Annotated in this window: 29 protein-coding genes; 19 read left to right on the top strand and 10 right to left on the bottom strand. The window is 55.2% G+C overall.

What is annotated here, in order from left to right:
• Positions 1-218: 218 nt before the first annotated feature.
• The 11 genes from tkt to LG198_RS06820 all read left to right on the top strand — a co-directional run bounded on the left by tkt (position 219) and on the right by LG198_RS06820 (position 11,428).
• On the top strand, positions 219-2,210 hold the full coding sequence (gene tkt, locus LG198_RS06870) for a transketolase (RefSeq protein ID WP_230342441.1): 1,992 nt from the start codon (positions 219-221) through the stop codon (positions 2,208-2,210).
• 83 nt (positions 2,211-2,293) lie between these two features.
• Positions 2,294-3,295, top strand: coding sequence for a type I glyceraldehyde-3-phosphate dehydrogenase (gene gap / locus LG198_RS06865; protein WP_230342440.1), 1,002 nt, complete (start codon positions 2,294-2,296; stop codon positions 3,293-3,295).
• A 12-nt stretch (positions 3,296-3,307) separates the two neighbouring features.
• Positions 3,308-4,489 carry a phosphoglycerate kinase gene (locus LG198_RS06860; RefSeq protein ID WP_230342439.1) on the top strand — a complete coding sequence of 394 codons (1,182 nt, stop codon included), beginning with the start codon at positions 3,308-3,310 and terminating at the stop codon, positions 4,487-4,489.
• A 185-nt stretch (positions 4,490-4,674) separates the two neighbouring features.
• Entirely contained in the window at positions 4,675-5,310 is a 636-nt protein-coding gene (locus LG198_RS06855) for a flavin reductase family protein (RefSeq protein ID WP_230342438.1), read from the top strand.
• A gap of 110 nt (positions 5,311-5,420) precedes the next feature.
• On the top strand, positions 5,421-6,884 hold the full coding sequence (gene pyk, locus LG198_RS06850; protein WP_230342437.1) for a pyruvate kinase: 1,464 nt from the start codon (positions 5,421-5,423) through the stop codon (positions 6,882-6,884).
• Positions 6,875-7,927: a class II fructose-bisphosphate aldolase gene (gene fba, locus LG198_RS06845; RefSeq protein WP_230342436.1), complete on the top strand. Its 1,053-nt coding sequence runs from the start codon at positions 6,875-6,877 to the stop codon at positions 7,925-7,927. Before pyk ends, fba begins: the two co-directional genes overlap by 10 nt.
• A gap of 68 nt (positions 7,928-7,995) precedes the next feature.
• A complete protein-coding gene (locus LG198_RS06840; protein ID WP_230342435.1) occupies positions 7,996-8,415 on the top strand; it encodes a phosphate-starvation-inducible protein PsiE in 420 nt (139 codons plus the stop codon).
• A gap of 22 nt (positions 8,416-8,437) precedes the next feature.
• Positions 8,438-9,331, top strand: coding sequence for a phosphoribosylaminoimidazolesuccinocarboxamide synthase (locus LG198_RS06835; RefSeq protein ID WP_230342434.1), 894 nt, complete (start codon positions 8,438-8,440; stop codon positions 9,329-9,331).
• Positions 9,332-9,406: 75 nt separating this feature from the next.
• The gene (locus LG198_RS06830) at positions 9,407-9,649 is read left to right on the top strand and encodes a YkvA family protein (RefSeq protein ID WP_328485339.1); all 243 of its coding nucleotides are present in this window, start codon (positions 9,407-9,409) and stop codon (positions 9,647-9,649) included.
• Positions 9,650-9,713: 64 nt separating this feature from the next.
• A complete protein-coding gene (gene ppa / locus LG198_RS06825) occupies positions 9,714-10,241 on the top strand; it encodes an inorganic diphosphatase (protein WP_230342433.1) in 528 nt (175 codons plus the stop codon).
• 266 nt (positions 10,242-10,507) lie between these two features.
• Positions 10,508-11,428 carry a sensor domain-containing diguanylate cyclase gene (locus LG198_RS06820; protein WP_230342432.1) on the top strand — a complete coding sequence of 307 codons (921 nt, stop codon included), beginning with the start codon at positions 10,508-10,510 and terminating at the stop codon, positions 11,426-11,428.
• On the opposite strand, the gene LG198_RS06815 is transcribed toward LG198_RS06820, so the two are convergent.
• Genes LG198_RS06815 through LG198_RS06800 form a run of 4 tightly spaced genes read right to left on the bottom strand, consistent with a single transcriptional unit; the run spans position 11,429 to position 14,285 of the window.
• On the bottom strand, positions 11,429-12,235 hold the full coding sequence (locus LG198_RS06815) for an ABC transporter permease (RefSeq protein WP_230342431.1): 807 nt from the start codon (positions 12,233-12,235) through the stop codon (positions 11,429-11,431).
• Positions 12,235-12,975, bottom strand: a complete 741-nt coding sequence (locus LG198_RS06810; RefSeq protein WP_230342430.1) for an ABC transporter ATP-binding protein — start codon at positions 12,973-12,975, stop codon at positions 12,235-12,237. Before LG198_RS06810 ends, LG198_RS06815 begins: the two co-directional genes overlap by 1 nt.
• Complete coding sequence (locus LG198_RS06805) at positions 12,972-13,763, bottom strand: sulfite exporter TauE/SafE family protein (RefSeq protein WP_230342429.1); 792 nt, start codon at positions 13,761-13,763, stop codon at positions 12,972-12,974. Before LG198_RS06805 ends, LG198_RS06810 begins: the two co-directional genes overlap by 4 nt.
• A 51-nt stretch (positions 13,764-13,814) precedes the next feature.
• Entirely contained in the window at positions 13,815-14,285 is a 471-nt protein-coding gene (locus LG198_RS06800) for a DciA family protein (protein WP_230342428.1), read from the bottom strand.
• Here LG198_RS06800 and LG198_RS06795 point away from each other — a divergent pair.
• The 3 genes from LG198_RS06795 to LG198_RS06785 all read left to right on the top strand — a co-directional run bounded on the left by LG198_RS06795 (position 14,284) and on the right by LG198_RS06785 (position 18,171).
• Positions 14,284-15,135 carry a M23 family metallopeptidase gene (locus LG198_RS06795; RefSeq protein WP_328485041.1) on the top strand — a complete coding sequence of 284 codons (852 nt, stop codon included), beginning with the start codon at positions 14,284-14,286 and terminating at the stop codon, positions 15,133-15,135. The genes LG198_RS06800 and LG198_RS06795 overlap by 2 nt on opposite strands.
• Positions 15,136-15,259: 124 nt before the next feature.
• Positions 15,260-17,986 carry a preprotein translocase subunit SecA gene (gene secA, locus LG198_RS06790; RefSeq protein ID WP_230342426.1) on the top strand — a complete coding sequence of 909 codons (2,727 nt, stop codon included), beginning with the start codon at positions 15,260-15,262 and terminating at the stop codon, positions 17,984-17,986.
• The gene (locus LG198_RS06785; RefSeq protein ID WP_230342425.1) at positions 17,965-18,171 is read left to right on the top strand and encodes a DUF1289 domain-containing protein; all 207 of its coding nucleotides are present in this window, start codon (positions 17,965-17,967) and stop codon (positions 18,169-18,171) included. Before secA ends, LG198_RS06785 begins: the two co-directional genes overlap by 22 nt.
• A 48-nt stretch (positions 18,172-18,219) precedes the next feature.
• Here LG198_RS06785 and LG198_RS06780 read toward each other — a convergent pair whose 3' ends face one another.
• A complete protein-coding gene (locus LG198_RS06780) occupies positions 18,220-18,564 on the bottom strand; it encodes a DoxX family protein (RefSeq protein WP_230342424.1) in 345 nt (114 codons plus the stop codon).
• Positions 18,557-19,171, bottom strand: coding sequence for a TetR/AcrR family transcriptional regulator (locus LG198_RS06775; protein WP_230342423.1), 615 nt, complete (start codon positions 19,169-19,171; stop codon positions 18,557-18,559). Before LG198_RS06775 ends, LG198_RS06780 begins: the two co-directional genes overlap by 8 nt.
• Positions 19,172-19,538: 367 nt before the next feature.
• Here LG198_RS06775 and argJ point away from each other — a divergent pair, with 367 nt between their 5' ends.
• The 4 genes from argJ to LG198_RS06755 are packed head-to-tail and all read left to right on the top strand — an operon-like array spanning position 19,539 to position 23,005.
• Positions 19,539-20,771 carry a bifunctional glutamate N-acetyltransferase/amino-acid acetyltransferase ArgJ gene (argJ, locus tag LG198_RS06770; RefSeq protein ID WP_230342422.1) on the top strand — a complete coding sequence of 411 codons (1,233 nt, stop codon included), beginning with the start codon at positions 19,539-19,541 and terminating at the stop codon, positions 20,769-20,771.
• A 7-nt stretch (positions 20,772-20,778) separates the two neighbouring features.
• Positions 20,779-21,654, top strand: coding sequence for an ATP-binding protein (locus tag LG198_RS06765; protein ID WP_230342421.1), 876 nt, complete (start codon positions 20,779-20,781; stop codon positions 21,652-21,654).
• The gene (locus LG198_RS06760; protein WP_230342420.1) at positions 21,651-22,586 is read left to right on the top strand and encodes a Nudix family hydrolase; all 936 of its coding nucleotides are present in this window, start codon (positions 21,651-21,653) and stop codon (positions 22,584-22,586) included. The genes LG198_RS06765 and LG198_RS06760 overlap by 4 nt, the downstream gene beginning before the upstream one ends.
• Complete coding sequence (locus LG198_RS06755; RefSeq protein WP_230342419.1) at positions 22,583-23,005, top strand: hypothetical protein; 423 nt, start codon at positions 22,583-22,585, stop codon at positions 23,003-23,005. The genes LG198_RS06760 and LG198_RS06755 overlap by 4 nt, the downstream gene beginning before the upstream one ends.
• 27 nt (positions 23,006-23,032) lie before the next feature.
• Here the strand turns inward: LG198_RS06755 and LG198_RS06750 are convergent, their stop codons facing one another.
• The 4 genes from LG198_RS06750 to LG198_RS06735 are packed head-to-tail and all read right to left on the bottom strand — an operon-like array spanning position 23,033 to position 25,503.
• Positions 23,033-23,194, bottom strand: a complete 162-nt coding sequence (locus tag LG198_RS06750) for a DNA gyrase inhibitor YacG (RefSeq protein ID WP_230343014.1) — start codon at positions 23,192-23,194, stop codon at positions 23,033-23,035.
• Between the two features lie 8 nt (positions 23,195-23,202).
• The gene (gene zapD, locus LG198_RS06745; protein WP_230342418.1) at positions 23,203-23,961 is read right to left on the bottom strand and encodes a cell division protein ZapD; all 759 of its coding nucleotides are present in this window, start codon (positions 23,959-23,961) and stop codon (positions 23,203-23,205) included.
• A 57-nt stretch (positions 23,962-24,018) separates the two neighbouring features.
• Positions 24,019-24,627 carry a dephospho-CoA kinase gene (gene coaE, locus LG198_RS06740; RefSeq protein ID WP_230342417.1) on the bottom strand — a complete coding sequence of 203 codons (609 nt, stop codon included), beginning with the start codon at positions 24,625-24,627 and terminating at the stop codon, positions 24,019-24,021.
• Between the two features lie 3 nt (positions 24,628-24,630).
• On the bottom strand, positions 24,631-25,503 hold the full coding sequence (locus LG198_RS06735) for a prepilin peptidase (RefSeq protein ID WP_230342416.1): 873 nt from the start codon (positions 25,501-25,503) through the stop codon (positions 24,631-24,633).
• Positions 25,504-25,661: 158 nt separating this feature from the next.
• Here LG198_RS06735 and LG198_RS06730 point away from each other — a divergent pair, with 158 nt between their 5' ends.
• The gene (locus tag LG198_RS06730; protein ID WP_230342415.1) at positions 25,662-25,982 is read left to right on the top strand and encodes a hypothetical protein; all 321 of its coding nucleotides are present in this window, start codon (positions 25,662-25,664) and stop codon (positions 25,980-25,982) included.
• Positions 25,983-26,076 lie beyond the last annotated feature (94 nt).

Genomic DNA, 26,076 nt, shown 5'->3' with positions numbered 1-26,076 from the left:
GAGTGGCGTGGTAGTAGAAACATTAATCTCCATGTTGGTATTGCTGAATCCTCTCATCTAAGGAATAATTATGGGCTAAATACCTCTTCGGAACTGTGGCTTGCAACAGTTTCCGCATTCCGTCAATTCAAAGGGGTTTTCAAGAATTTGAGTGAGGCTTCCTCCAGCCTTGTATGCGCTGGTGGAGCCTTTTTCTCTTCAACCGTAGGGAGATATGTATGGCAGCAACTCGTCAAGATTTAGCAAATGCCATCCGTGCGCTATCCATGGACGCAGTTCAGAAGGCAAATTCTGGACACCCTGGTGCACCGATGGGGATGGCAGACATCGCAGAGGTTCTCTGGAACCATCATCTGCGCCACAACCCAAAGAACCCTAACTGGGCTGACCGTGACCGTTTCATCCTGTCCAACGGCCATGGCTCCATGTTGATCTACTCCCTGTTGCACCTGACAGGCTACGATCTGGGCATCGAAGACATCAAGACTTTCCGTCAACTGCATTCCCGTTGCGCTGGCCACCCTGAATATGGCTACGCTCCTGGCATTGAGACCACCACTGGCCCTCTGGGCCAAGGCATTACCAATGCAGTTGGCTTCGCGCTGGCTGAAAAGTTGCTGGCTGACCAGTTCAACAAGCCAGGTCACGACATCGTTGACCACTACACCTATGTATTCCTCGGCGATGGCTGTCTGATGGAAGGTGTTTCCCACGAAGCTGCTGCGCTGGCTGGCACTTGGGGCCTGGGCAAGCTGATCGCGATCTGGGATGACAATGGCATCTCCATCGACGGTCACATCGAAGGCTGGTACACAGACGATACCGCCAAGCGTTTTGAAGCCTACGGCTGGCACGTTATCCCTAACGTGGATGGCCACGACCCTGACGCGGTTGATGCTGCGATCCAGGAAGCCAAGAAGGTTACTGACAAGCCAACCTTTATCGCTGCCAAGACCATCATCGGCAAGGGTTCCCCGAACAAGTCCGGTTCCCATGATTGCCACGGTTCCGCACTGGGCCTGGAAGAAGTGGCTGCAACCCGTGAAGCCATCGGTTGGCCGCATGAGCCTTTTGTTGTCCCGCAAGAAGTCTATGACGGCTGGGATGCCAAGGCCAAGGGCGACAAGCTGGAAAGCGACTGGAATGCCAAGTTCGAAGCTTATGCCAAGATTTACCCAGCAGAAGCTGCCGAATTCAAGCGCCGTTTTGCTGGCGAACTGCCATCCAACTGGAAGGAAGTGACCGACGCATTCATCAAGGCAACCAACGAGAAGGCAGAAAGCATTGCAACCCGCAAGGCTTCCCAGAACGCTATCGCTGCACTGGCGCCAGCTCTGCCGGAATTCCTCGGCGGTTCCGCTGACCTGACCGGTTCCAACCTGACCAGCTACTCCGGCTTCAAGCATGTGAGCGGCAAGGAGCCAGGTAACTACATTTCCTACGGTGTGCGTGAATTCGGTATGTTCGCTATCATGAACGGCGTGGCACTGCACGGTGGCTTGTTGCCATTCGGCGGTACTTTCCACATGTTCTCTGACTACGCCAAAAACGCATTGCGTATGGCTGCGCTGATGAAGCAACGCACTATCGCAGTTCTCACCCACGACTCCATCGGTCAAGGTGAGGACGGTCCTACCCACCAGCCGATTGAAAACACTGCCGGCCTGCGTTACATCCCACGCATGGATGTATGGCGTCCTGCGGATTCCGTTGAAACCGCAATTGCCTGGGTTGCCGCTGTTGAGCGAACCGATGGCCCAACCAGCCTGGTGCTGAGCCGTCAGAATGTGCCTGGCATCAAGCACGACGAGAAAGATTTCGATCTGATCCGCAAGGGTGGTTATGTATTATCCGACGTGGAAGGCAAGCCAGACGTAATCCTGATTGGTACAGGTTCCGAGCTGGATCTGGCGATCAAGGCTGCTGCTGAACTGAATGCTGCCGGCACCAAGGTGCGTGTGGTTTCCTTCCCATCGACCAACGTGTTCGACCGCCAAGACCAGGCCTACAAGGACAGCGTGCTGATCCCAGGCGTGAAGCGTGTTGCTGTTGAAGCTGGCGTGACCGACTTCTGGCGCAAGTATGTCGGTTTGGAAGGTGCTGTGGTTGGTATCGATACCTTCGGCGAATCCGCTCCAGGCGGCGTGCTATTCAAGCACTTCGGTTTCACTGTTGAAAATGTAGTGAACACCGTCAAGTCCGTGCTCTAATGGCATGTAGCAAATAAAAAAGGGGGCCAGTCATGCTGGCTCCCTTTTTGTTTTTGAAGAAACAACCAGGACAGGAAAAACTCATGACAATCAAGGTTGGCATCAACGGCTTTGGCCGTATTGGTCGCATGGCGTTCCGTGCGGCGATCAAGGATTTTACTGATATTGAAATAGTGGCGATTAACGACCTGCTGGAGCCGGATTATCTTGCCTACATGCTCAAGCATGACTCTGTGCATGGCCGTTTTGATGGCGATGTGTCAGTCAGCGGCAATCACCTGGTCGTGAATGGCAAAACCATACGCCTGACGGCAGAGCGCGACCCTGCCAACCTGAAATGGGGCGAGGTCGGTGTGGATGTGGTCGTCGAGTGCACCGGCTTTTTCCTGACTGAAGAAACCTGCCAGAAGCATATTGATGCGGGCGCCAAGAAAGTGGTGCAGTCTGCGCCCTCCAAGGATGACACCCCAATGTTCGTCTATGGCGTCAACCATGATACCTACAAGGGGCAGGCAATCGTTTCTGCAGCTTCCTGCACCACCAACGGCCTGGCGCCGGTCGCCAAGGTATTGAACGACAGCTTCGGCATCAAGCGCGGCCTGATGACCACCGTGCATGCTGCCACTGCAACGCAAAAAACCGTTGACGGCCCGTCCAACAAGGACTGGCGCGGCGGCCGCGGTATCCTGGAAAACATCATTCCTTCCTCTACTGGCGCAGCCAAGGCGGTTGGCAAGGTGATTCCCGAACTGAACAAGAAGCTCACAGGCATGGCGTTCCGCATCCCGACTAGCGATGTATCTGTGGTGGACCTGACAGTTGAGTTGGAAAAGGAAGCCACTTACGAGCAAATCGTGGCTGCAATGAAGACAGCCTCCGAAAGCGGCCCGCTCAAGGGCGTGCTGGGGTTCACCGATGAAAAAGTGGTATCCACCGATTTCCGTGGCAATGCCTATCCCTCGATTTTTGACGCCGATGCCGGCATCCAGCTGGATCCTACCTTCGTCAAGATCGTGGCCTGGTACGACAACGAATACGGCTATACCTGCAACATGATGCGGCTGGTGCAGCACGTCGCATCCTGAGTCGGAGAGCATATGACCGTAATCAACATGATCGACCTGGACCTTAAGGGCAAGCGCGTCTTCATCCGCGCCGACCTGAACGTGCCAGTCAATGACGGCAAAGTGACCTCCGATGCCCGCATCACCGCGTCCATCCCCACCATACGCCATGCCCTGGATGCCAAGGCCCGCGTATTGGTGACCTCCCACCTCGGCCGTCCGGAAGAAGGCGTGTATTCTGAGGAAAACTCCCTGCAGCCAGTGGCTGACGTGCTGGCCGAAAAGCTCGGCCAGCCGGTACGCCTGATCAAGGACTGGGTGGATGGCGGCTTTGAAGTCGCCGAGGGCGAAGTGGTGTTGCTGGAAAACTGCCGCTTTAACAAGGGCGAGAAAAAAAATGTTGAAGAAACCGCACGCAAATATGCCGCCTTGTGCGATGTATTCGTGATGGATGCATTCGGCACCGCACACCGTGCAGAAGCCTCCACCTATGGCGTGGCGCAATATGCCCCGGTCGCAGCAGCAGGTTTGCTACTGGTCGGCGAGCTGGATGCGCTGGGCAAGGCATTGCATGAACCCGCCCGCCCCATGGTGGCGATTGTCGGCGGCTCCAAGGTCTCGACCAAGCTCACCGTGCTCGAAAGCCTGGCAGAAAAAGTCGACCAGTTGGTCGTCGGTGGCGGCATCGCTAACACCTTCCTCAAGGCCGCTGGCAAGCCGATTGGCCGGTCATTGAGCGAGGATGACCTGGTGCCTACCGCACAAGCCTTGATGAAAAACCTGGCCGATCGCGGTGCGGCAGTGCCGATTGCGGTTGACGTGGTTTGCGGCAAGCAGTTCGACCCTGACGAACCAGCCGTACTCAAGTCTGCGGATGACGTGGCGGATGACGATATGATCTTTGACATTGGCCCCGAGTCCGCCAAACAACTCGCCGTGATCATCCTCAACGCAGGCACCGTGGTCTGGAACGGCCCGGTCGGCGTATTCGAGTTCGACCAGTTCGGCGAGGGCACCAAGATCATCGCCGACGCCATTGCCAAGACCAAGGCCTTCACCCTGGCCGGCGGCGGCGACACCATTGCCGCGATCCAGAAATATGACATCTATGACAAGGTGTCGTATATCTCGACAGCAGGAGGTGCCTTCCTGGAATTCCTCGAAGGCAAGAAATTGCCAGCCGTGGAAATTCTGGAGCAGCGAGCCAAAGGTTAATTGCTGGAATATGTCTCATAATAAAGGAGCCTGCGGGCTCCTTTATTTTTGGTATTGGCCATATTAAGCGCGAGCGCAGCAATGCCAAGCGTTTGCTTTATGACGTTATTAAATAAATGTTTTGATGTATTTATTTTTAGAATTTAGGCAGTATTAAAAATACTAAATTAGTATTCTTCATAACAATGCGCCCCACACTATTCGCTTCGCTCGCGACACCTGCAAAAGCTGTATTTTTGCTTGAGCGTTGGGCGCCTAATGACATCGAGTACACGAGCATGCGCCAGTTGAAATTGAGCAAGGCCTTCACCTTGTTGGAGCCAGGGCCTGTGGTTCTTGTGACGACCTATGATGGGCAGCAGGACAACATTATGACCATCTCCTGGACCATGGTGATGGATTTCACGCCGGTGTTTGCAATCACCACAGGCGAATGGAATCACTCTTTCGCGGCGTTGCGAAAGAGCAGGGAGTGCGTCATTGCCATTCCCACGGTCGACATGCTCGACAAAGTGGTCGGTATAGGAACATGTTCCGGCACAGACACAGACAAGTTTGCCAAGTTCAAGCTCACACCCGTGCGAGGTAAAGTCGTCAGGGCGCCCTTGATCAAGGAGTGCCTTGCCAACATCGAGTGCAAGGTCAGCGACATCGTTGAAAAGCACAACATTGTCGTGCTGGAGGCCGTTGCCGCATATCTCGACAATGCGCGCAAAGAGAAGCGCATGGTTCATGCCGTTGGTGACGGAACGTTCATTGTTGATGGGCGCAAGATCGACCGGCGCAAGATGATGGCCTCCAAGATTCCACAGGGTGTTTAGCGTTTATTGACGTGGGCTTGTCATCTCCATGGCATAAAATGTGCACGATTCCTGCTTGATGTTGTCAGGCTTATGATGAGTAGCTGAGGAATCACAAGGAAAGGCAAGCCATGGCATTACGTAAAACCAAGATTGTGGCGACGCTGGGGCCGGCCTCCAGCGAGGAGGCGGTGATCGAGCGTCTGGTGGATGCCGGCGTGGATGTGGTGCGGCTCAATTTTTCGCATGGGTCTGCCGCAGACCATATCGCGCGCGCCGAACTGGTGCGTGATATTTGCCGGCGCAGCGGGCGCCCGGTGGGCATTCTCTGTGATCTGCAAGGGCCGAAGATACGCATTGGCAAGTTTGAGAATGAGCGCATCTTGCTCAAGGTGGGCGACAAATTCACCCTGGATGCTGCTTGCAAGCTTGGCAACCAAGAGCGGGTGGGCCTCGATTACAAGACCTTGCCATCCGAGGTGGAGCCCGGGGCGGTCTTGTTGCTGGATGATGGCCGCATCGTGCTCAACGTCGAGGCGGTGCATGGCAGCGAGGTGCTTTGTACAGTGGCGGCAGGTGGTGTGCTGTCGAATAACAAGGGTATCAATCGCCAGGGTGGCGGATTATCCGCGCCAGCATTGACCTTGAAAGACCAGGAGGATATTGCGACAGCGGTTGAGCTGGAGGCTGATTATATTGCGGTGTCTTTCCCTCGCAGTGGCGCGGATATTGAACTGGCGCGCCAATTGGTGGAGGATGCGGGCGGGCATGCGGCCATTGTCGCCAAGATTGAGCGTGCCGAGGCTATTCCTGCGCTGGAGGAAATCATCGATGCTGCGGATGTGATCATGGTGGCGCGCGGCGATCTCGGTGTTGAGGTCGGCGATGCAGCGGTGCCGGGGCTACAGAAACGCATGATCCGCATGGCGCGCATGCGCAACAAGTTGGTGATTACGGCTACTCAGATGCTGGAATCCATGATCAGCAGCCCGATCCCGACGCGGGCAGAGGTATCCGACGTGGCGAATGCGGTGCTCGATGGCACGGATGCCGTCATGTTATCTGGCGAAACGGCGGTCGGGCATTATCCGGTTGAGGCGATACAGGCGATGCACCGTGTTTGCCTGGAGGCGGAAAAGGAATATGACAGCCATCATTTACAGGCACCGATCAATGATGAATTCGAGTTCATTGATGAGGCAATTGCGATGGCATCAATCTATGCGGCCGAGCATTTGAACGTGAAGGCGATTGCGGCACTGACCCGGTCGGGCTCTTCTGTCACCTGGCTGTCACGTTCCAATACCAATGTGCCGATCTATGCATTGACGACGGAGCGCAATACGCGGCGCAAGCTGACTTTGTATCGCGGGGTCTATCCTTACCATATCGAGTTGCCTAGCCAGGAACTGAGCAAGATACTTTACGATGCGGAGGAGACGTTGCTGCGGCTGGGTGCGGTGCAGCGGGATGATTTGATGATGCTGACCTTTGGCGAGCCGATAGGCAAGGCAGGCGGTACTAATACCCTGCAGATTGTCAAAGTTGGCGAACACCGGCGTGAGCATGCTAAATCGGAGCTGCCATGGCACTGATCAGTTTGCGTCAATTGCTGGATCATGCGGCTGAACATAGCTATGGTGTGCCTGCCTTCAATATCAACAACCTGGAGCAGGTGCAGGCCATCATGCAAGCTGCTGATGCCTGTGATAGTCCAGTGATCTTGCAGGCTTCTGCCGGTGCACGAAAATATGCTGGCGAGCATTTCCTGCTCAAGCTGGTAGAAGCGGCGATTGCGAGTTATCCGCATATTCCTGTGGTATTGCACCAGGATCATGGCTCTGGCCCTGCAGTGTGCCTGCATGCGATAGCGACAGGCTTCAGCAGCGTGATGATGGATGGTTCCCTGCTGGATGATGCCAAGACGCCTGCCAGCTATGAATACAACGTGCAGGTGACCAGTGAAGTCGTGCGGGCGGCGCATGCCGTTGGCGTCTCGGTTGAGGGGGAACTCGGGGTGTTGGGGTCCCTGGAAACCGGCTTCGCGGGTGAGGAGGATGGCGTTGGCGCAGCGGGCCATCTTGACCATAGCCAATTGCTGACCAGCCCGGAAGAGGCGGTGGATTTCGTTGCCAAGACCAGGGTCGATGCCCTGGCAATTGCGATTGGCACTTCCCATGGGGCATACAAGTTCACGCGGCCGCCCACGGGGGAAACATTATCCATTAGCCGGATACGTGAAATCCATGAGAAATTGCCTAATACCCATCTGGTGATGCACGGTTCCTCCTCCGTTCCGCAGGAATGGCTGCTGGTGATTAATGAGTACGGCGGCGAGATTCCCGAGACCTACGGCGTGCCGGTGGAGGAAATCGTCAAGGGCATCCAAAGCGGGGTGCGCAAGGTAAATATCGATACCGACCTGCGGCTGGCTTTTACCGGGGCATTGCGCCGCTTCCTCGGACAACCGGAACACAAGGCGGAATTCGATCCGCGCAAGATACTGGCGGCCGCAACCGGTGCCATGCAGACATTGTGCCGCGAGCGCTTCGAGGCATTTGGCTCCGCAGGCCATGCCGCGCATATTCAAGCGATTCCCCTTGATAAAATGGTGCAGCGATACGCGATTTTTGCATAGTGCCGCTTCACGGCGGTGGATATTTACAGCGTATAATGCCGTGATCTTTTGCCCGGACCAGAGCCGCTATGCAACCCAATAAATACAGTAAATTAGGCCAGCGAGGTATTGGTTTTGTCGAGCAGGCGCTGCTGGTATTCATTGCCCTGGCGACAATAGTGGCGGCCGGGCAGGCCGCTTTGCACATCTGGGATGCAAGGGCCGTGACGGTGGCGGATTTGCTGCTGCTGTTTCTGTATCTCGAAATCCTTACCATGCTCAATCATTACTTGAGCTCGGGCACATTACCGGTGCGATATCCCTTGTATATCGGCATCATTGCGCTGGCACGATACCTAGTGCTGGATATCAAGGAACTGGAAGCCTGGCGTATATTCGCGGTAGCGGCCTCCATCCTGCTGATTGCCGTGGCAATTCTGGTGGTGCGCTACGGACACGTGAAATTTCCTTATTCCGATGGCCCAGAGCAAGACCATCACTCGAAATAGTTTTTGATAAAAGGGACGCGTTTTGACTACACCTCTCATTCAATCGAGCATCAAGAGCCTGAAGCTCATCAATCAGGGCAAGGTGCGTGATATTTATGATATTGATGATAAGCACATGCTGTTGGTGGCGAGCGACCGCCTTTCCGCATTCGATGTGATCCTGCCGACCCCGATCAAGGACAAGGGCGCCGTGCTGACCCAGATTGCCAATTTCTGGTTCGAGAAATTAAAGCATGTCGTCCCCAATCATCTGACCGGGATTGATCCCAATAGCGTGGTCAGCGATTCTGCCGAGCAGGCGCAACTCGGGCCGCGTGCCCTGGTGGTGAAAAAGCTCAAGCCATTGCCGATCGAGGCGATTGTGCGCGGCTACCTTGCCGGTTCCGGCTGGAAGGAATACAAGGCCAGCCAGAGCGTGAGCGGCATTCCGCTGCCGGCTGGCCTGCAGGAAGCCTCCCAGCTTCCTGAACCGTTGTTTACGCCGTCGAGCAAGGCTGAGGTGGGCGATCACGACGAAAACATCACGCTGGAAAAATGTGCGCAGTTATTGGGCAAGGAGCTGGCAGACAAGGTCGCACGGATCAGCGTGCAGCTGTACAAGGAAGCTGCTGCCTATGCCTTGGGCCGCGGCATTATCATTGCCGATACCAAGTTCGAGTTCGGGCTGGACGAGGCGGGCGAGCTTTACCTGATCGATGAAGTGCTGACGCCAGACTCATCCCGCTTCTGGCCCCAGGACCAGTACCAGGTCGGCAGCAATCCGCCGAGTTTCGACAAGCAATACGTGCGCGACTGGCTGGAGTCCACTGGCTGGAACAAGACGCCGCCGGGCCCGGCATTGCCGGACGACGTGGCGGCCAGGACGGCGGACAAATACCGCGAGGCGTTCGAGTGCCTGACCGGGAAGCCTTTCTAGCCAGGACATGACCTGAAAGAAAAGCTGAAAAAGCTGGCGCGGCAGCTCAAGACCGAACTGGAAGTCTATCAGTTGGTGCTGCGCCATCCGCAAACGCCCTGGCTGGCCAGGGTGCTGCTGGGTTTGGCAGTGGGATATTTGCTGCTGCCATTTGACCTGATCCCGGATTTCATTCCCATCCTCGGGCAGCTGGATGACCTAGTCATCGTGCCGGGCCTGTTCTACCTGGGCATCAAGTGCGTGCCTGCAGCGGTGGTTGCCGAATGCAGGCAGCAGGTGACTGAACGCACGACTCCCAAAGATGATTTTTGTCCCTGATTTACGCTAAAATCTCGCGTTATCTCCATATTATTCAAACCAAAACCTATTTAAGGATCAATCAATGTCCCTCTGTAATGTGCCGGCAGGCAAAGACATCCCTAACGACTTCAATGTCATTATCGAAATCTCCATGCGTGGCGAGCCCATCAAGTTCGAAGTGGACAAGGACTCCGGCGCCGTATTCGTGGACCGTTTCATGGGCACCTCCATGCACTATCCATGCAACTACGGCTACATTCCGCAGACGCTGTCTGAAGACGGCGACCCTGTTGACGTGCTAGTGATCACCCCGATTCCATTGCAACCAGGCGTGGTGATCCGCTGCCGTGCCATTGGCGTATTGACCATGGAAGATGATGGCGGCGTGGATGCCAAGGTGTTGGCCGTGCCGGTGGACAAGATTTGTCCACAATACAAGGATATCAAGAGCTACCAGGACCTCCCCGAGTTCCAGCTAGCGCCGATTGCCCATTTCTTTGAACACTACAAGGATCTTGAGAAAGGCAAATGGGTCAAGGTAGGCGAGTGGAAGGATGCCGAGGATGCCAAGGCGGAGATCGTCGCCGGCGTGGAAAGATTCGGCAAGTAATCAGGCCTGAGCATATCAAGTCGACAAGCAAAGAGGAGCGATGCTCCTCTTTTTTTATGCAAGCAGCTGGTGTAGCCAGGCAAAGCATTTGAATGCGTTGCCGATTCTGGCAAGTGAATGAGCGATTGTCTTACTTGAGTGAAATATTCGTGTCATTATGATGACAGGCGTTGCCGCCGGATGCACTCGTGCCGGAGTCTGACTATGCGAGGTTTTCTTTAATGCCAGAGATATTCTTGAGGTTGATGACAATTGCGGCGAAATAAATGATCAGTCAACTGAAACTTGAAAGCTACCAGCTTGAAGCCTTGCTGGAATCCCTCCCCATTCCCATTTCCTGTGCCAGCCTTCAAGGCGGGAAGATCCTGTTCATGAACGGGAAATTCCGCGATACCTATGGCTATCGCGTTAGTGATTTTGCGTCTGTGGAAGAATGGATCAAGCGTGCTTATCCTTTGGATGGTCAGCGGATAGCGGCGCGGGAGAGATGGTCGGCATATTTTGCTGGCAGCAGCAGGCAGGTATATGAAGTCCCGCCGATAGAAGTGAATATCAAGTGTGCCGATGGTAGTATCAAAACAGCGCTTCACGGCGGTGTCATCCTGCCTGATGCCGGGCTGGGGCTGGCGACCTTCATTGATATCACCGAGCACAAGCGGGATGAGGCCACCCTCAAAGCCTTGGCAGAAAAGGATGCGCTTACCGGTTTGCTCAATCGCCGGGCCTTTGACTTCTACCTTGAGCATTTGACGCAGAAGGCTGCCGAAGAAAACCAGATGCTGCTGCTGATCCTGCTTGATCTTGACCGCTTCAAGGCGATTAACGACACCTATGGCCATCAAACTGGCGACCTTGTCTTGAAGCATGTGGGAGTGGTGTTGTCGGCCTGCGTCCGCTCCAGTGATTACCTTGCGAGGTTCGGCGGGGACGAGTTCGGCATCATAGCGCCCAACATCACCACCAAGAAAACCGCGGAACGGCTGTGCAGCAAGATCATTGACATGCTGGACCAGCCCTTCGACATTGGCCCTGATCATGCATATCGGATCAATACCAGCATAGGCTTTGCCATTTATCCGCTGGCTGCAACCTCCTGTCAGCAACTCTTCAAAAAAGCCGACGAGGCGCTCTATCTATCCAAGAGCAGCGGCAGGGGGATGTGGACAGCAGCCAAAGAGCAAGGCTGATTATTCGCCTACCTGTAGCAACAGCCCCTTGCGTCTTGCCGCTTGGAAATAACCAAGGAATACGGCAATCCCGATGCCCAGGTAGAGGATATTGAGCAATACCGCCCAAACCATGTGGCCGGTATTGAAGCTGTGCTGCAACAGCAGTTCGCGCATGCCCTCGAACACGTGGCTTGCCGGTAATGCCAGGGCAACAGGCTGTAGCCAGTCGGGCAGGGTGGCGACCGGGTAATAGATGGCACAGAGCGGCTGGATGGCAAACACGCTGACCCAGGCAATGCTCTCGGCGCCCATGCCGTAGCGCAGCACGATGCCGGATACGATCAGGCCGATGGCCCAGCCCATGATGATGAGATTGAGGAAAAAGGCGATCAGCGGCAGGCCCATATCGTAGATGTTGTATTGGAACAGCGGGATGGCGATGAGTGTTGCGCCGCCAATGCCGATCAGGGTGCGGATCAGGCTCATGAACAGTAGTGAGGCGACCATTTCGTAAGGGCGCAACGGGCTGACAAATAAATGGCCGAGATTGCGCGACCACATTTCCTCCATGAATACCAAAGCGATCCCGAGCTGGCCGCGGAACAGCACATCCCATAACAGCACTCCGGAAAGCAGCACGCCGCTGGCCTGCGCGATGTAGCTGCTGTTGTCTTGCAGGAATAGGGTAATGAAGCCCCACAAGATCATCTGCACTGTTGGCCAATAGACCATTTCCAGCACGCGCGGCCAGGATGAGCGCATGAGGTAAAGGTGGCGCAATGTCACTGCGCCGATGCGGCGCGGCGAGAAGTGGATGTCCTGCATCAGGCCGGCTCCTTGCTGCGGGCAATCTCGATGAAGACTTCTTCCAGGTTGTTGCGGCCATACCTGGTAATCAGGGCAGCGGGCGTGCCGGTATCCACGACCTGTCCCTTGCGCATCATGATGACCTCTGCTGCCATGCGCTCCACCTCGGTCATATTGTGTGATGCGAGCAGGATGCTTGCCCCTGTGCGTTGCTGGTATTGCTCCAGATAACTGCGGATCGAGTCGGCGGTGTCGGGATCAAGCGATGCAGTCGGCTCATCCATCAGCAATAACTCAGGCTCGTTGAGCAAGGACTTGGCGAGCGAGACACGGGTTTTCTGGCCTGCGGAAAGCTGTCCGTAGCGCTTGTCCAGCAGCGTATCAAGATTGAGCGCCATGGCCAGTTCCTCGATGCGTGCCTTCAGTTTCGGCAAGCGGTATAGGTGTCCATACACTGTGAGGTTCTGGCGAATCGTGAGCCGCTGCGGCAGGTCAACGTAAGGGGAAGAAAAATTCATGCGATGCAGCAAGCGGTAGCGGTGGTGCAGCATGTCCTCGCCAAGAATGCGGATTTGGCCCTGGCTGGGTGTCAACAATCCCAGTAACATGGCAATGGTGGTGGTCTTGCCTGCCCCATTGCCGCCAAGCAGGGCGGTAGTGACGCCGCGCTTTGCCTGGAAGTTCAGGTTGTTCACTGCGCAGAACTGGTCAAAATATTTGTACAGTCCGCTGACTTCGATCGCATTCCCCTGGCTCATATCAGGCTCCAGAGCATCCTGAGGCCGACAATGTAGAGCAGGAGCGCAAATAGTTTCTTCAGCACCGGGACGGGCAGCCTATGGGCCAGGTAAACCCCGAACGGGGCGGTCAATATGCTGGCGACTGCGATGCCGATAAATGCGGGCAGGTAGATATAGCCGAGGCTGTATTCGGGTAAATTACCCTCTGCCAGGCCGGTTACGATGAAGCCCATGGTGCCGGCTACCGCAATCGGCAGGCCGATGGCCGAGGATGTGCCGATGGCATAGCGGGCGTTGAAGTTGCAATAGATCAGGAACGGCACAGAGAGCGAACCACCGCCAATCCCGACTAGGCTGGAAACCACCCCGATGATGCCGCCCATTGTCAATGTGCCCAGTTTGCCAGGGAGTTGGCGATGTGAGGCAGGCGTGAAGCTAAGCACCATCTGCGTAGCGATCACCAGCACGAATACCGCGAAAATACATTTTAGGACGATGGTGTTCAGCTGGCCCGCAAGCAATGCGCCCAGCAACGTCCCAAGCACGATACCAGGTGTGATGAGCTTGACGACTGACCAATGCACATTCTGTTTTTTGTGGTGTGCCCGCGCCGACGATATCGAAGTGAGGATGATGGTCGCCAGGGAGGTGCCCAGCGCGATGTGCATGATGTGCTCGGATGGAAAGGCGAGCGCAGTAAAAATGAACACCAGAATCGGCACGATTACAGTGCCACCGCCTACGCCAAGCAGCCCGGACAGAATGCCGGCACCGGCGCCTGCAATAAAATAAAGTAAAAACTCCATATTGAATCTGACTCAAGTCCTTGTTTGTTGCCAGGGAAAAGTTGATCGGTCCTAACGGCGGCTGGAAAGCCGGGCGACGGCGTCGCCAAGAGGCGAGCCCTGTAGTTCGGCAGCCAGTTTTTCAAGGCTTGCCGCTGCGATGGGGCTTAGTGTGCGTAGCTTCTTGGCTGGTTTTGCCGGGGAAGATTTGACTTGCACTTCCACCCGAATTGAAGTAACTTCAAGCCCTTGTTTTTGCAGCCCAACTATCAAACTGGGCAATAATAATTTGATTTTGGCAGCGACTGCGCCGTTGTTCGCATAGACCGTGAGGCGTTTGTGATTGACGCTTCCGGCCTGCGTGTATGGCTTGAGAGCGGCAGGTACCACAGCACTCCATTTCTGCTGCGACAGCGTCAGCTTTTCTGCCTGTTCCGATAGGGCTGCCAGTTCGGCATTTCCAGTAAATAGTGCACTAACACGCAGCATGCCGGCAATCTCCCGAGGGGAAGCAATGAACATCATTTTTGTATCTAACAGCATGGCAAGAACCAGAAGCATATCCTTGCGTTGGGCGATACTGCTTTTAGGGTTTGTGAGCCTGTTGCCCGTGGCGCTGGCCTTGGCTTTTATTGTGCCACATGCTTCACAAGAGCACCAAGTGGCAAAAAGCTTGCTGCCTGTGACATTTAACATGGTCTCTGCCAATGAGCTTGCGCATATCGACGCACTGGCCCAGCATCTGGGCGAGGTCGAAGCCAAGCTGATACGCCTGGATGCCTTGGGCACCAGGCTGTCGACAATGGCGGGGGTCAAGGATGGCGCTGCGGATATGCTGCCGCCGGGCCGTGGCGGCCCTGCCGTGAATGCGCATCGCATGTCGGAGCAGGAGTTGACGCAAAAGCTGGCTGAGCTTGACCGCGCTATTGATTTGAGCAGCGACAAGCTGAGCTTGCTGGAAGCCATGATGCTGCAGCAGCGCCTGCAGGCGAGCACCTTGCCCAGCACCATGCCTACCGAGGTAGCCTACAACTCTTCCAGTTATGGCTGGCGCGTCGACCCGTTCTCAGGCCATATGGCTTTTCATGAAGGGCTAGATTTTGTGGCTGAGAGCGGCACGCCTGTGTATGCTTCTGCCGGCGGGATTGTAACGGCTGCGGAGCAGACTCATGACTATGGTAAAATCGTCAAGATTGACCATGGCGCAGGCCTTGAAACCCGTTATGCGCATGCTTCTGACTTGCTGGTAAAGGCTGGCGAGCGTGTGGAGCGGGGCCAGTTGATCGCACGTGTTGGCAGTACCGGGCGTTCGACAGGGGCGCATTTGCATTTTGAAGTCCGGCTGAATGGGGCAGCGCTTGATCCGCGCAAGTACCTGCAAGCTATGAAGTAAGTATTTAAAACAGCAGTCAGTATTTAAAAAGATTTTGTTAAGAGTTTGTTGTAACTATCCTTAATTTTTAATTATCAAAGCTAAGCAAAAGGTTTCCGCTTGGTCGGAAAATTGGTGCCACTTCATGTTATCCGCGTTGTTCAAAAAATTCTTCGGTAGCCGCAATGAACGGCTGGTAAAACAATACGCACAGAATGTCAAAGCCATCAATGCCCTGGAAAGCGCCATGCAGGCGTTGACCGATGAGCAGTTGAAAGCCAAGACTGAGGAATTCAAGCAGCGTTACCAGCAAGGTGAAACGCTGGAGAAGTTGCTGCCGGAGGCTTTTGCCGTGGTGCGCGAAGGAGGCCGCCGCGTGCTCAATATGCGCCATTTCGACGTGCAGTTGATCGGCGGCATGGTACTTAATGCGGGCAAGATCGCTGAAATGCGCACCGGCGAGGGCAAGACCCTGGTGGCTACGTTACCTGCATATCTCAATGCCCTGGCCGGCAAGGGTGTGCATGTTGTGACGGTCAATGACTACCTCGCGCGCCGCGATGCCGAGTGGATGTCGCGCCTCTACAATTTCCTCGGCCTGACCGTGGGCATCAACCTTTCGCAAATGCCGCACGATGAAAAGCAGAAAGCCTATGCTGCGGACATTACCTACGGTACCAACAATGAATTCGGCTTTGACTACCTACGCGACAATATGGTGTTCACGGCAGAAGAGCGTGTGCAGCGCAGCCTGAATTATGCGCTGGTGGATGAGGTGGACTCCATCCTGATCGATGAAGCGCGTACCCCGCTGATTATTTCCGGCCAGGCCGATGACAGCGTGGACCTCTACCTGCAAATGAACAGCATCGCTGCCAAGCTGGTGCGCCAGGAGAAGGAAGAAGGCGAAGGCGATTTCTGGGTGGATGAAAAGTCGCACCAGGTATTGCTCTCCGAACAAGGGCACGAGCATGCCGAAGCCTTGCTTGCGGAGGCAGGCCTGCTGGCCGAGGGCACCAGCCTTTACGACGCAGCCAATATCAGCCTGGTCCACCATATGTATGCCGCCCTGCGCGCGCAATCGCTTTACCACCGCGACCAGCATTACGTCGTGCGGGATGGCGAGATCGTGATTGTGGATGAGTTTACCGGCCGCATGATGGCTGGCCGCCGCTGGTCCGACGGTTTGCACCAGGCGGTGGAAGCCAAGGAAGGCGTGACCATCCAGAAAGAAAACCAGACGCTGGCGTCGATTACCTTCCAGAATTATTTCCGCATGTATGGCAAGCTGTCCGGCATGACCGGTACCGCGGATACCGAGGCCTATGAATTCAACCAGATCTACGGCCTGGAAACTGTCGTTATCCCCACCCATCGCCCCTTGCAGCGCAAGGACCAGATGGACAAGGTATATCGCACGGGAAAAGAGAAGTACCAGGCAGTCGTGGACGATATCAAGGAATGCCAAAAGCGCGGGCAGCCCGTGCTGGTGGGCACGACCTCGATTGAGAACTCTGAAGTGATTTCCAATTTCCTCACGCAGGCCAAGCTGGAGCATCAAGTGTTGAATGCCAAGCAGCACGAGCGCGAGGCGCACATCATTGTCCAGGCCGGGCGTCCCGGTATGATTACCATTGCGACCAATATGGCCGGTCGTGGTACCGATATCGTGCTTGGCGGTAACCCGGAGCCCGAGATTGCCGTGATCGAGGCGGATGATAGCTTGTCTGAAGCAGACAAGGCTGAGCAGATTGCCAAGCTCAAGGCCGACTGGCAGGTGCAGCACGATGCGGTGCTGGCAGCCGGTGGCTTGCATATCATCGGTACCGAGCGCCATGAATCCCGCCGTGTGGATAACCAGTTGCGCGGTCGTGCCGGCCGTCAGGGTGATCCTGGCTCCAGCCGTTTCTACCTGTCGTTGGAAGATCAACTGCTGCGCATTTTTGCCTCTGACCGCGTTGCGGCAATCATGGAGCGCCTGAAGATGCCTGAAGGCGAAGCCATCGAGCATCCATGGGTCACGCGTGCGATCGAGAACGCACAGCGCAAGGTCGAGGGGCGCAACTTCGATATCCGCAAGCAGTTGCTCGAATACGACGATGTATCGAATGACCAGCGCAAGGTGATCTACCAGCAGCGTAATGAATTGCTGGAAGCCGCTGATGTGGGCGAAACCATTGCGGCCATGCGCGTGGATGTGATCCATAACCTGATTGCCACCTATATCCCGCCTGAGAGCCTGGAAGAGCAGTGGGATATCCCGGGCTTGGAAAAAGCCCTGCAGGCTGACCTTGGCCTGGAAATTCCATTGCAGAAGATGCTGGAAGACAACCCCAACCTGCACGAAGAAACTCTGCGCGAGCATATCGTCGATACCGCGAATGCCGCCTACGCTGCCAAGGAGGCGCAAGCTTCCACCAGCGTCATACGCCAGTTCGAGCGTGCCGTGATGTTGCAAAGCCTGGATAACCACTGGCGTGAGCATCTGGCTGCATTGGATCATCTGCGCCAAGGCATTCATCTGCGTTCCTACGCGCAGAAGAACCCCAAGCAGGAGTATAAGCGCGAAGCATTCGCGTTGTTCTCCAGCCTGCTTGATACCGTCAAGCGCGAAGTGACCCAGGTGACCATGCTGGTCAAAGTGCAAAGCGAGGCCGATGTTGAGGCGGTGGAGAAGCCGGCAGAACTAGAGAATGTGCAATATCAGCATGCCGACTATGACGAAGCGCTGGGTCACGAGGGTGATGAAGCTGACGCTGGTGAACGACCAGTGGCGACATTTGAGCGTGCTGGCGATAAGGTTGGCCGTAACGATCCTTGCCCCTGTGGTTCCGGCAAGAAATACAAGCAATGCCATGGCAAGCTGAGCTGATGCAGGCTGAGGATCAGGTTGCTTCTCCCTGTATCGGCATGTGTACACTGGATCAGGAGCGCAAGTACTGTGAAGGTTGCCTGCGTACTATCGATGAAATCCGCGCTTGGCGCACCATGCAGAATCACGAGCGCCGTGAGGTGCTGGAAAAAATAGCGGGGCGTGAAGCTGCATTGATACAGTGAAATAAAAAAGCCGGGAGATTCCCGGTTTTTTTATTTCATCAGGCGAAGTCATAGCTTAGGCTTGTTAAACCAGCCAACGAGAACTGAAAGCGCCAGGATGACCAGAGGCGCAACCGCATGCGCATACTCGCCATGCAACAGCACCGTGGCCGCTGCCCCACCCATGATTGCGGTGCCGAGTGCAGCACCCCAGAAACGCAGTGGTTTGAGTGCCAGCAAAATCGCTGTGATCAGTTCAAGCGAACCGGTCACATAGTGGAACCAGTCTGGGTAGCCCCAGCGGGCATAGTCGGCGGCGATTTGTTCGGAAGCGAAGATGTTACCGATCGCGCCAATCAGGAAAAATGCGGAGAGGAGAAAGGCCTGGGCGGTCCGCCAGGAGAATTTAGTCATATTCGTGAGAATTCCTTTGAGTTGATGCGCCATGGAGAAACATGGCGACAGCGTTGTTGACGATGCGATCCACATCGGCAGGCGGCAGAGGGTAAGGATCAAGGCCGACAAGCGCTCGCAATTGCGCTTCCGCCACGACCATATTGACAAACTGCCGGGCCAGCGTGGCCGCCGGTAAGTGGGTTTCCAGGCCATGTGGATATTTGCCGCGGCGAGATTCGATCCATGAAGTAAGGATGGCAATAGCGTTGAGGTGACCTGCGTTCATGATGGCTTGAGCGAGTTCTGGAAAGCGTTTGCCTTCGGCCACCATCAACCGGTGCAACGCCAGCGTTCGCGGCTGCAAGACTGTTTGCAGCAGTTGGCTGCCAAACGAGAATAGCGCGTTGCTGACATCTAGTTCCGCAATGTTCAATTGTTCCAAGGGCGCTGCAAGCTCGGTGCAGAGTTTGGTCACGACTTCGACAAACAGTCCTTCCTTTCCGCCGAAGTGACTGTAAATATTGCGCCGCGAACCGCCGACGCGCGCGATCAAGTCATCGATAGCCACTGACTCGAAGCCACGCTCCAAGAACAATTCTGCAGCGGTCTCCGTGAGATCCTGCATCCGTTGTATTCCTTTGGCGGTTCGATACCTTGGCGCAGACGGCTGTTCAATCATGAAGCAGTCCTTTTTTGAGTTTTAATGTATGGTACTGTACCGTACCTTTTTGGATCTGTGAACAACTTCCGTAAGATTAGTAAAGGTTTTTAGGGTTGGTGGTGTTCTGCCGGCCTGGCTGAAGGAGCAGTATTCCGGCTGGTCAAGCATGACGATGACCATGAAGCACATCCGTTGGCCGTGATGGATGATGCCTGCTTATGTCCAGGGCCATGATCCATACCGGACTGATCAATATGATAGGTCTGGCTGCTGCGCCAAGGCCGACTGAATACGGTAGAATCAGCGTTTTGCCATTTCAGTTGAGCTATCAATGCCAGTTAATCTAGTCGCGCCTGAGGCGCAATCTCTGCTGGCGGTGCCGGGTGTAGAACTCGGGATTGCCAAAGCCAATATCCGCAAACCGGACCGCAAGGACATGCTGGTCATCAAGCTTGCTGAAGGCAGCCGCGTGGCTGGGGTCTTCACCAAGAACCGCTTCTGCGCAGCACCAGTCATTGTCTGCAAAGAACACCTGTTTAAGACCAATGGCGACATTCGTGCGTTGGTGGTGAATACAGGAAACGCCAATGCTGGAACGGGTGAAGCCGGTCTGGAAAAGGCGCGTACAACGTGCAATGCGCTGGCTGAGTTGCTGCAGGTCGCACCGGAACAGGTGTTGCCGTTCTCCACTGGCGTGATCCTGGAACCCTTGCCTATGGATCGCCTCCTGGCAGGTTTGCCGCAATGTGTTGCCAACCTTGGTGGGCAACACTGGTTTGATGCCGCCGAGGCCATTATGACAACGGATATCGTCTCCAAGGGCACTTCGCGCCAGATTACCGTGGATGGCAAGACCGTGACCATTACCGGTATCTCCAAGGGCTCTGGCATGATCCACCCCAATATGGCGACCATGCTCGGCTATGTCGCAACCGATGCCGCCATCAGTCAGTCTACGCTTGCAGCCTTGATTGACCATGCCGTGAACCGCTCCTTCAACTGTATTACCGTGGATGGCGATACCTCGACCAATGATTCCTTTATCGTTGCGGCTACGGGCAAGGCTGGCAATGCGGAAATCAATGACATCGGCAGTGTTGAATACCTGGCATTGCGTGATGCGATCACTGACGTTGCGGTCGAGTTGGCCCAGGCGATTGTGCGCGATGGCGAAGGTGCCACCAAGTTCATGACGATCAAGGTCGAGGCAGGCCAGGATGTTGAGGAATGCCGCAAGGTGGCCTATGCGATTGCGCATTCTCCCTTGATCAAGACTGCCTTCTTTGCCTCTGACCCCAATCTGGGCCGTATCCTGGCGGCGATTGGCTATGCCGGTGTCGACGACCTCGATGTGAATGCCTTGCAGCTCTATCTTGGCGATGTGCTGGTGGCTGAGAACGGCGGCCGCGCAACCAGCTATGTCGAAGAGCAGGGCGCAGCCGTGATGCAGGAGTCTGAAATTACGGTGCGCGTAGTGCTGAATCGCGGCAGTGCCGAGGCGACGGTCTGGACCTGTGATTTTTCCTATGATTATGTCCGCATCAATGCGGATTACCGCAGTTAAATACTATATGGCAGATATCGAACAACTAATTACGCGTGCCGAGGCAGTGCTGGCACGGCTGGAGAGTTTTCTACCGCCACCTGCCAGTGCACCGGACTGGAATGCTGTCGCCTGGCGCTGGCAAACCGTGAACGGGCGAGGCCATCTGGTGGCCGTCGACCATCCGCACCATATCAGTCTGGATGACATCCGCAACGTGGATGAACAAAAGGCCGAGATCGTGCGGAATACGGAGCAGTTTGTGCATGGTTACCCGGCCAATAATGTGCTGTTGACCGGTGCGCGTGGCACGGGAAAGTCATCTCTCGTGAAGGCTGTGCTGAGTGCATTTGCCGATCAGGGGTTGCGCCTGGTCGAGGTCGACAAGCAGGATCTTGTGGCATTGCCGGAAATTGCGGCCTTGTTGCGTGAGCGCAAGGAGCGTTTTATCGTCTTTTGTGACGATCTTTCCTTTGAAGCGAGCGATCCGGGTTACAAGGCGCTCAAAGTGGTGCTTGACGGTTCGATTGCCGCTACGTCCGACAATGTGCTGGTCTATGCCACTTCCAACCGCCGTCACCTGATGCCGGAATATATGTCGGAGAACCTTGAGGTGCAGCGCCACGGCGATGAGATCCGCCCGGGCGATACCACCGAGGAAAAGGTGTCCTTGTCCGAGCGTTTCGGCCTGTGGCTGTCGTTCTACTCATTTAGCCAGGATGAATACCTTGCCGTTGCCGCACAGTGGCTCAAGCATTATGGCGTTGCAGAGATGAACGATGAAATAGGCAGTGCGGCCTTGCTGTTCTCGCATACCCGAGGCGCGCGCAGTGGCCGTGTGGCTTACCAGTTCGCCCGCGATTATGTCGGGCGCTTGGCGCTCACGGAAAGCAAACAGCCATGAGCGTGGTGCGAGCTGCGGTGGCAATATTGCAGCGCCCTGATGGCCAGGTATTGCTGGCCGAGCGTCCTGCCGGCAAACCCTGGGATGGCTGGTGGGAGTTTCCCGGCGGCAAGATAGAGGCCGGCGAAAGCCCACATCATGCCTTGGTGCGTGAGCTGCATGAGGAACTCGGGATTGAAGTGGTGACGGCGCATCCTTGGTTATTGCGCCGTTTTGAATATCCTGACCGCAAGGTGGAGCTGCATTTTTTCATTGTGCGCAAGTGGAAGCACGAGCCCCAAGGGTGTGAAGGCCAGCGCTTGAGCTGGCAAAATCCATCTGCGCTTAGCGTGGGGCCGATGCTGCCTGCCAACGAGCCTATCCTGGCTGCATTAAACCTGCCTTCTGTGTATGCCATCAGTAATGTTGCGGAAATGGGAGAACAGCGTTTTCTTGCGAGTTTGCAGCTTGCCATGGATCAGGGCTTGCGCTTGTTGCAATTGCGGGAAAAGGATTTGCCTGCAGATGCGTTGAAGCGACTGGCGCAACAAGTTCTGGCGATCGCCCAGCCTTATCAAGCCAGGATGTTGTTGAATGGCGAGATTGAGACTGCGCAGTCGCTAGGTTTTGCAGGCGTGCATTTGTCCTCCGAGCGCCTGATGGCACTGTCTGAACGCCCGCAAGAGATATTGTGTGCCGCCTCCTGCCATGATGCAGAGCAATTGGCGCATGCGCAATTGCTGGGCCTGGATTTTGCCGTAGTATCGCCGGTATTGCCTACATTGAGTCATCCTGGAGCTCAGGTGCTGGGATGGGAGGGCTTTGCTGCGCTTGTAAAGGACTGCAGCTTGCCGGTATATGCATTGGGCGGCATGCAGCAGGCGGATATCGAACAGGCCTGGGAACATGGCGCTCACGGCATTGCCATGATGCGTGGAGCATGGCTTTCATGATACAGCGGCGTAAGCTGATATTGGCAGTAGTTTTGCTGATACTGGGCGGATTGACCTATGCCTGGTTCAAGCAAGGGGCTGCCGCAATCAAGTCGTTGCCGTGCGAGGATATTCTGCATGGTTGCAGCAATGCTGATGTGAGGGTGCAGGCCATTGCATCGCCCAAGGTCATGCGCGCATTCGAGATGCGCATCGAGTCAGCGGATGCGGAGTCTATCCATGCCAGCTTCGACATGCATGATATGCAGATGGGGCTCAACCGCTACCGTTTTCAGCAGCAGCCGGATGGCAGCTGGCGCGCCATGGTGACTTTGCCGGTATGCGTGAGCGGGCGCAGCGACTGGCTCATGACCATCGACATCAAGCGCGAGGCTCAGCCGCTCAAGCAATACCAGTTGGAGTTCATCGCCCAGCCCTAGCGCGTTAATAGAGACCTGGCGAGCTTGCTATTCTTCGCTGTCAGGCTTTGGGGCGGTGTCTGGAATGCGATAGCTTTCACTCGCCCATTGACCTAGGTCGATCAGGCGGCAGCGTTTCGAGCAAAACGGGCGGTACGGGTTAGCGCTGCTGTATTCCGCCAGCTCCCCGCATTGCGGGCAGGTGACCATTTTCTTCTTTACAGGTTGCACAGCGTCAGTGAGAAGTCGATGTCGGCGTCGCAAGGGCGTGGCCGTTGCGCATTGTCCAGGCTGTTGAAGCGGATATTGATGGCATACTTGTTGGCGCTCACCTCGGGAAAACAGGGAGTGTCATCGCTGATTTCCACACGCAGCATCTGTGCCGGCTTTGCGCCTCCCAACATTTGCTGGTAGGCACCGTTGACTGCCGTCATGTTGGAGGTTGCGCCGCTGCCGCGCAGGATATGCAGGATGATGCGGATGGCGTCGTACAAAGGCATCAAGGGGCTCATCCAGATGCTGAGGTCATGTTTGCGGCGCTCGCTGCTCAGGCCTAGCCAGTAGTGGTAGGAGGGCAGGTCAAACTCACAGACGCCACCTGGAATCACTGAACGTTGCTTGATGCTCATGAGCCATTCATTGTCGCGCAATGTCTGGCCAAGCTTGCCTGGCGTGTTGCGCAGGGGGCGCGCAGCATTTTCGATATCGGTGACCAGGTCGTTCAAGACTTGCTCTTCAATCGAGGGGTTGCCGCGCAGGTTGTTCATGACCATTTTCTGCCGGTCCAGCTCTTGCAGCAAATCCATCTTGAGCTCGGCGCGCTCTATGATGTCGAGGATCTGGAAAAGGGACAGCAGGACGTTGTGGTGGATAAACTCGTGCTCATACTCAATGTTATGCAAGACCTTGGTAAAAAGGTCTTCAAGACGCAACAGGGTACGGATGCGTTCATTAAAAGGGTAATCGTAACTAGGCACGGCTTCTCAAGACTGATCCGGTAGGATAGTAAATAAAGTTGTGGTGGATTATCAGATTTATTCGCTAACTATGCAAGTATTAATGAATTTTTCATGCATTTGGCGAATTTTCTGTTCCAGTTCCTCAATGCTGCCATTGTTATCGATAATGTCATTGGCAAGCGCACGGCGAAAACTGCGCGAAGCCTGGGCGGCAATGATGGAGCGTACCATTTTTTCAGTGAAGCCGTTACGGTTGACCACGCGGCTGATCTGCTTGTCTTCGTCGCAATCAATCAGCAGGGTGCGATTAACGATGCCTTCATAACGGTTGGACTCAAAAAACAAGGGAATGGCCAGTACTTGGTACTGTGCCTGGTTATAGCTTTCAAGCTCGCGCAGCGCCTCGCTATGAATAGCAGGGTGCAGGATGGATTCGAGTAATCTGCGGTCAGTATCGTTGGCAAAAATGCGGTCACGAATCTTGGCGCGATCCATTGCGCCATCAGACGTGACGTAGTCCGGGCCGAATGCCTCGGCAATCTTGGCAACCAGGGGCTGGCCGGCGCTGGTCAGGCGTCGTGAAATAACATCTACGTCCACCACAGGTACGCCCAGCTCGCTAAAAATGCGTGCGGCTTCGCTTTTGCCAGCGCCTATACCGCCGGTGAGTCCAATTACATACATTGATCAGCCTCCTAGGTATAGTTGTGAGAGTTGTTTGCCAAAGAACAGGGCAGCAATACCGCCTAACGCCAGATATGGACCAAATGGGATAGGGGTTTCGCGGCCATGCTTGGTAAACACGATCAGGCTAATGCCGATTATAGAACCAGCTACCGATGATAATAAAATGACGGCAGGTAGCAATTGCCAGCCGAACCATGCACCCAGTGCCGCCAGCAGCTTGAAATCTCCGTAACCCATGCCTTCTTTGCCGGTCACAAGCTTGAACAGCCAATAAACGGACCACAGGATGAGATAGCCAAGCGCGGCGCCAATGACTGACGATGAGAGGTCGGTGAATCCGCCATCCAGGTTGAACAACAATCCCAGCCATAGCAACGGCAACGTGATGTCGTCGGGCAGGAGCTGGGTATCGAGGTCAATAAACGTCAGTGCGACGAGCGCGAAGATGATAATCCAGGCGGCCACGGCCAGGCTGGAGTAGCCGAAGTGCCAGCTGGCGAGTCCGGCGAGTAGTCCGGTGAGCGCCTCTACCAATGGATAGCGTGGGCTGATGCGGGTTTTGCATCCGCGGCATTTTCTGCCGAGGGCGAGGTAGCTTAGCACCGGAATATTTTCCAGCGCGCTGATCGCATGTTGGCAATGTGGACAGCGTGAACGCGGGGTAATGATGTTGTAGCGCGGCTGTTGCGCGAGCTCCTGGCCTTCCGCTGCCAGGCGTTCCTGCTGCCAGGCTAGCTCCATCATGCGGGGCAGCCGGTGGATGACCACATTCAGAAAGCTGCCGACGATCAATCCCAGCACAACTGAAAAAGCGATAAAGAGGGAGGGGGAATCTCTTAAGACAGTCAGGAGCACGAAAACAAAATCAGGCATAAATTGGGCATGTCGGTAAACTTTCCGCATCATCGCACCGTTATATAAGTATGGCAACCTGGAACAGGCTCTTACGGACGGGGTGGACTTGAAATGTGGAAAACTGCCGCCAACTAATGGTTGAAAGGCTTCTCGTAACTAACCTGAAAGGAACGCAAATGATGAATACTGGAGCTGAGGCAGCATGGGACGCCCCTGTTGTTTGCCGCGTTGAGGTGGATTTGTCGGGTTGGTTGGAGCAATTGACGGGTAATTCCAACTGGGAAGTGTATGACGAGTCCGAAGATGAAAACTACTTGAGTTTCGCCATGCGTCACGGGCGGCAGCAAGCCGAGGTCACGCTTTACCATAACGGATATGCCACCGTCGATGTGGATGGAGAGTCTTTGTTTGACGGCTCGTTGACGACCAGGACCAGTGATTGCGCTCACTTGAGCTATTACCACGCAGAGAACGGTGAGCTGATTACACTAAACTAAGGAAATGCCACTGAAGTTTTCGTAGCAAGTATTGTTCATTTTTTCAGGAACTTAAGTATGGTCGTTCCTGTCGGTGTTGAGGGTTTAATCTGAT

The sequence above is a fragment of the Methylobacillus arboreus genome (genome assembly GCF_020532725.1).
GTDB lineage: Bacteria > Pseudomonadota > Gammaproteobacteria > Burkholderiales > Methylophilaceae > Methylobacillus > Methylobacillus arboreus.
The sequence above is the reverse complement of the archived record's forward strand: the minus strand, read 5'-3'. Positions and strand labels throughout refer to the sequence as shown.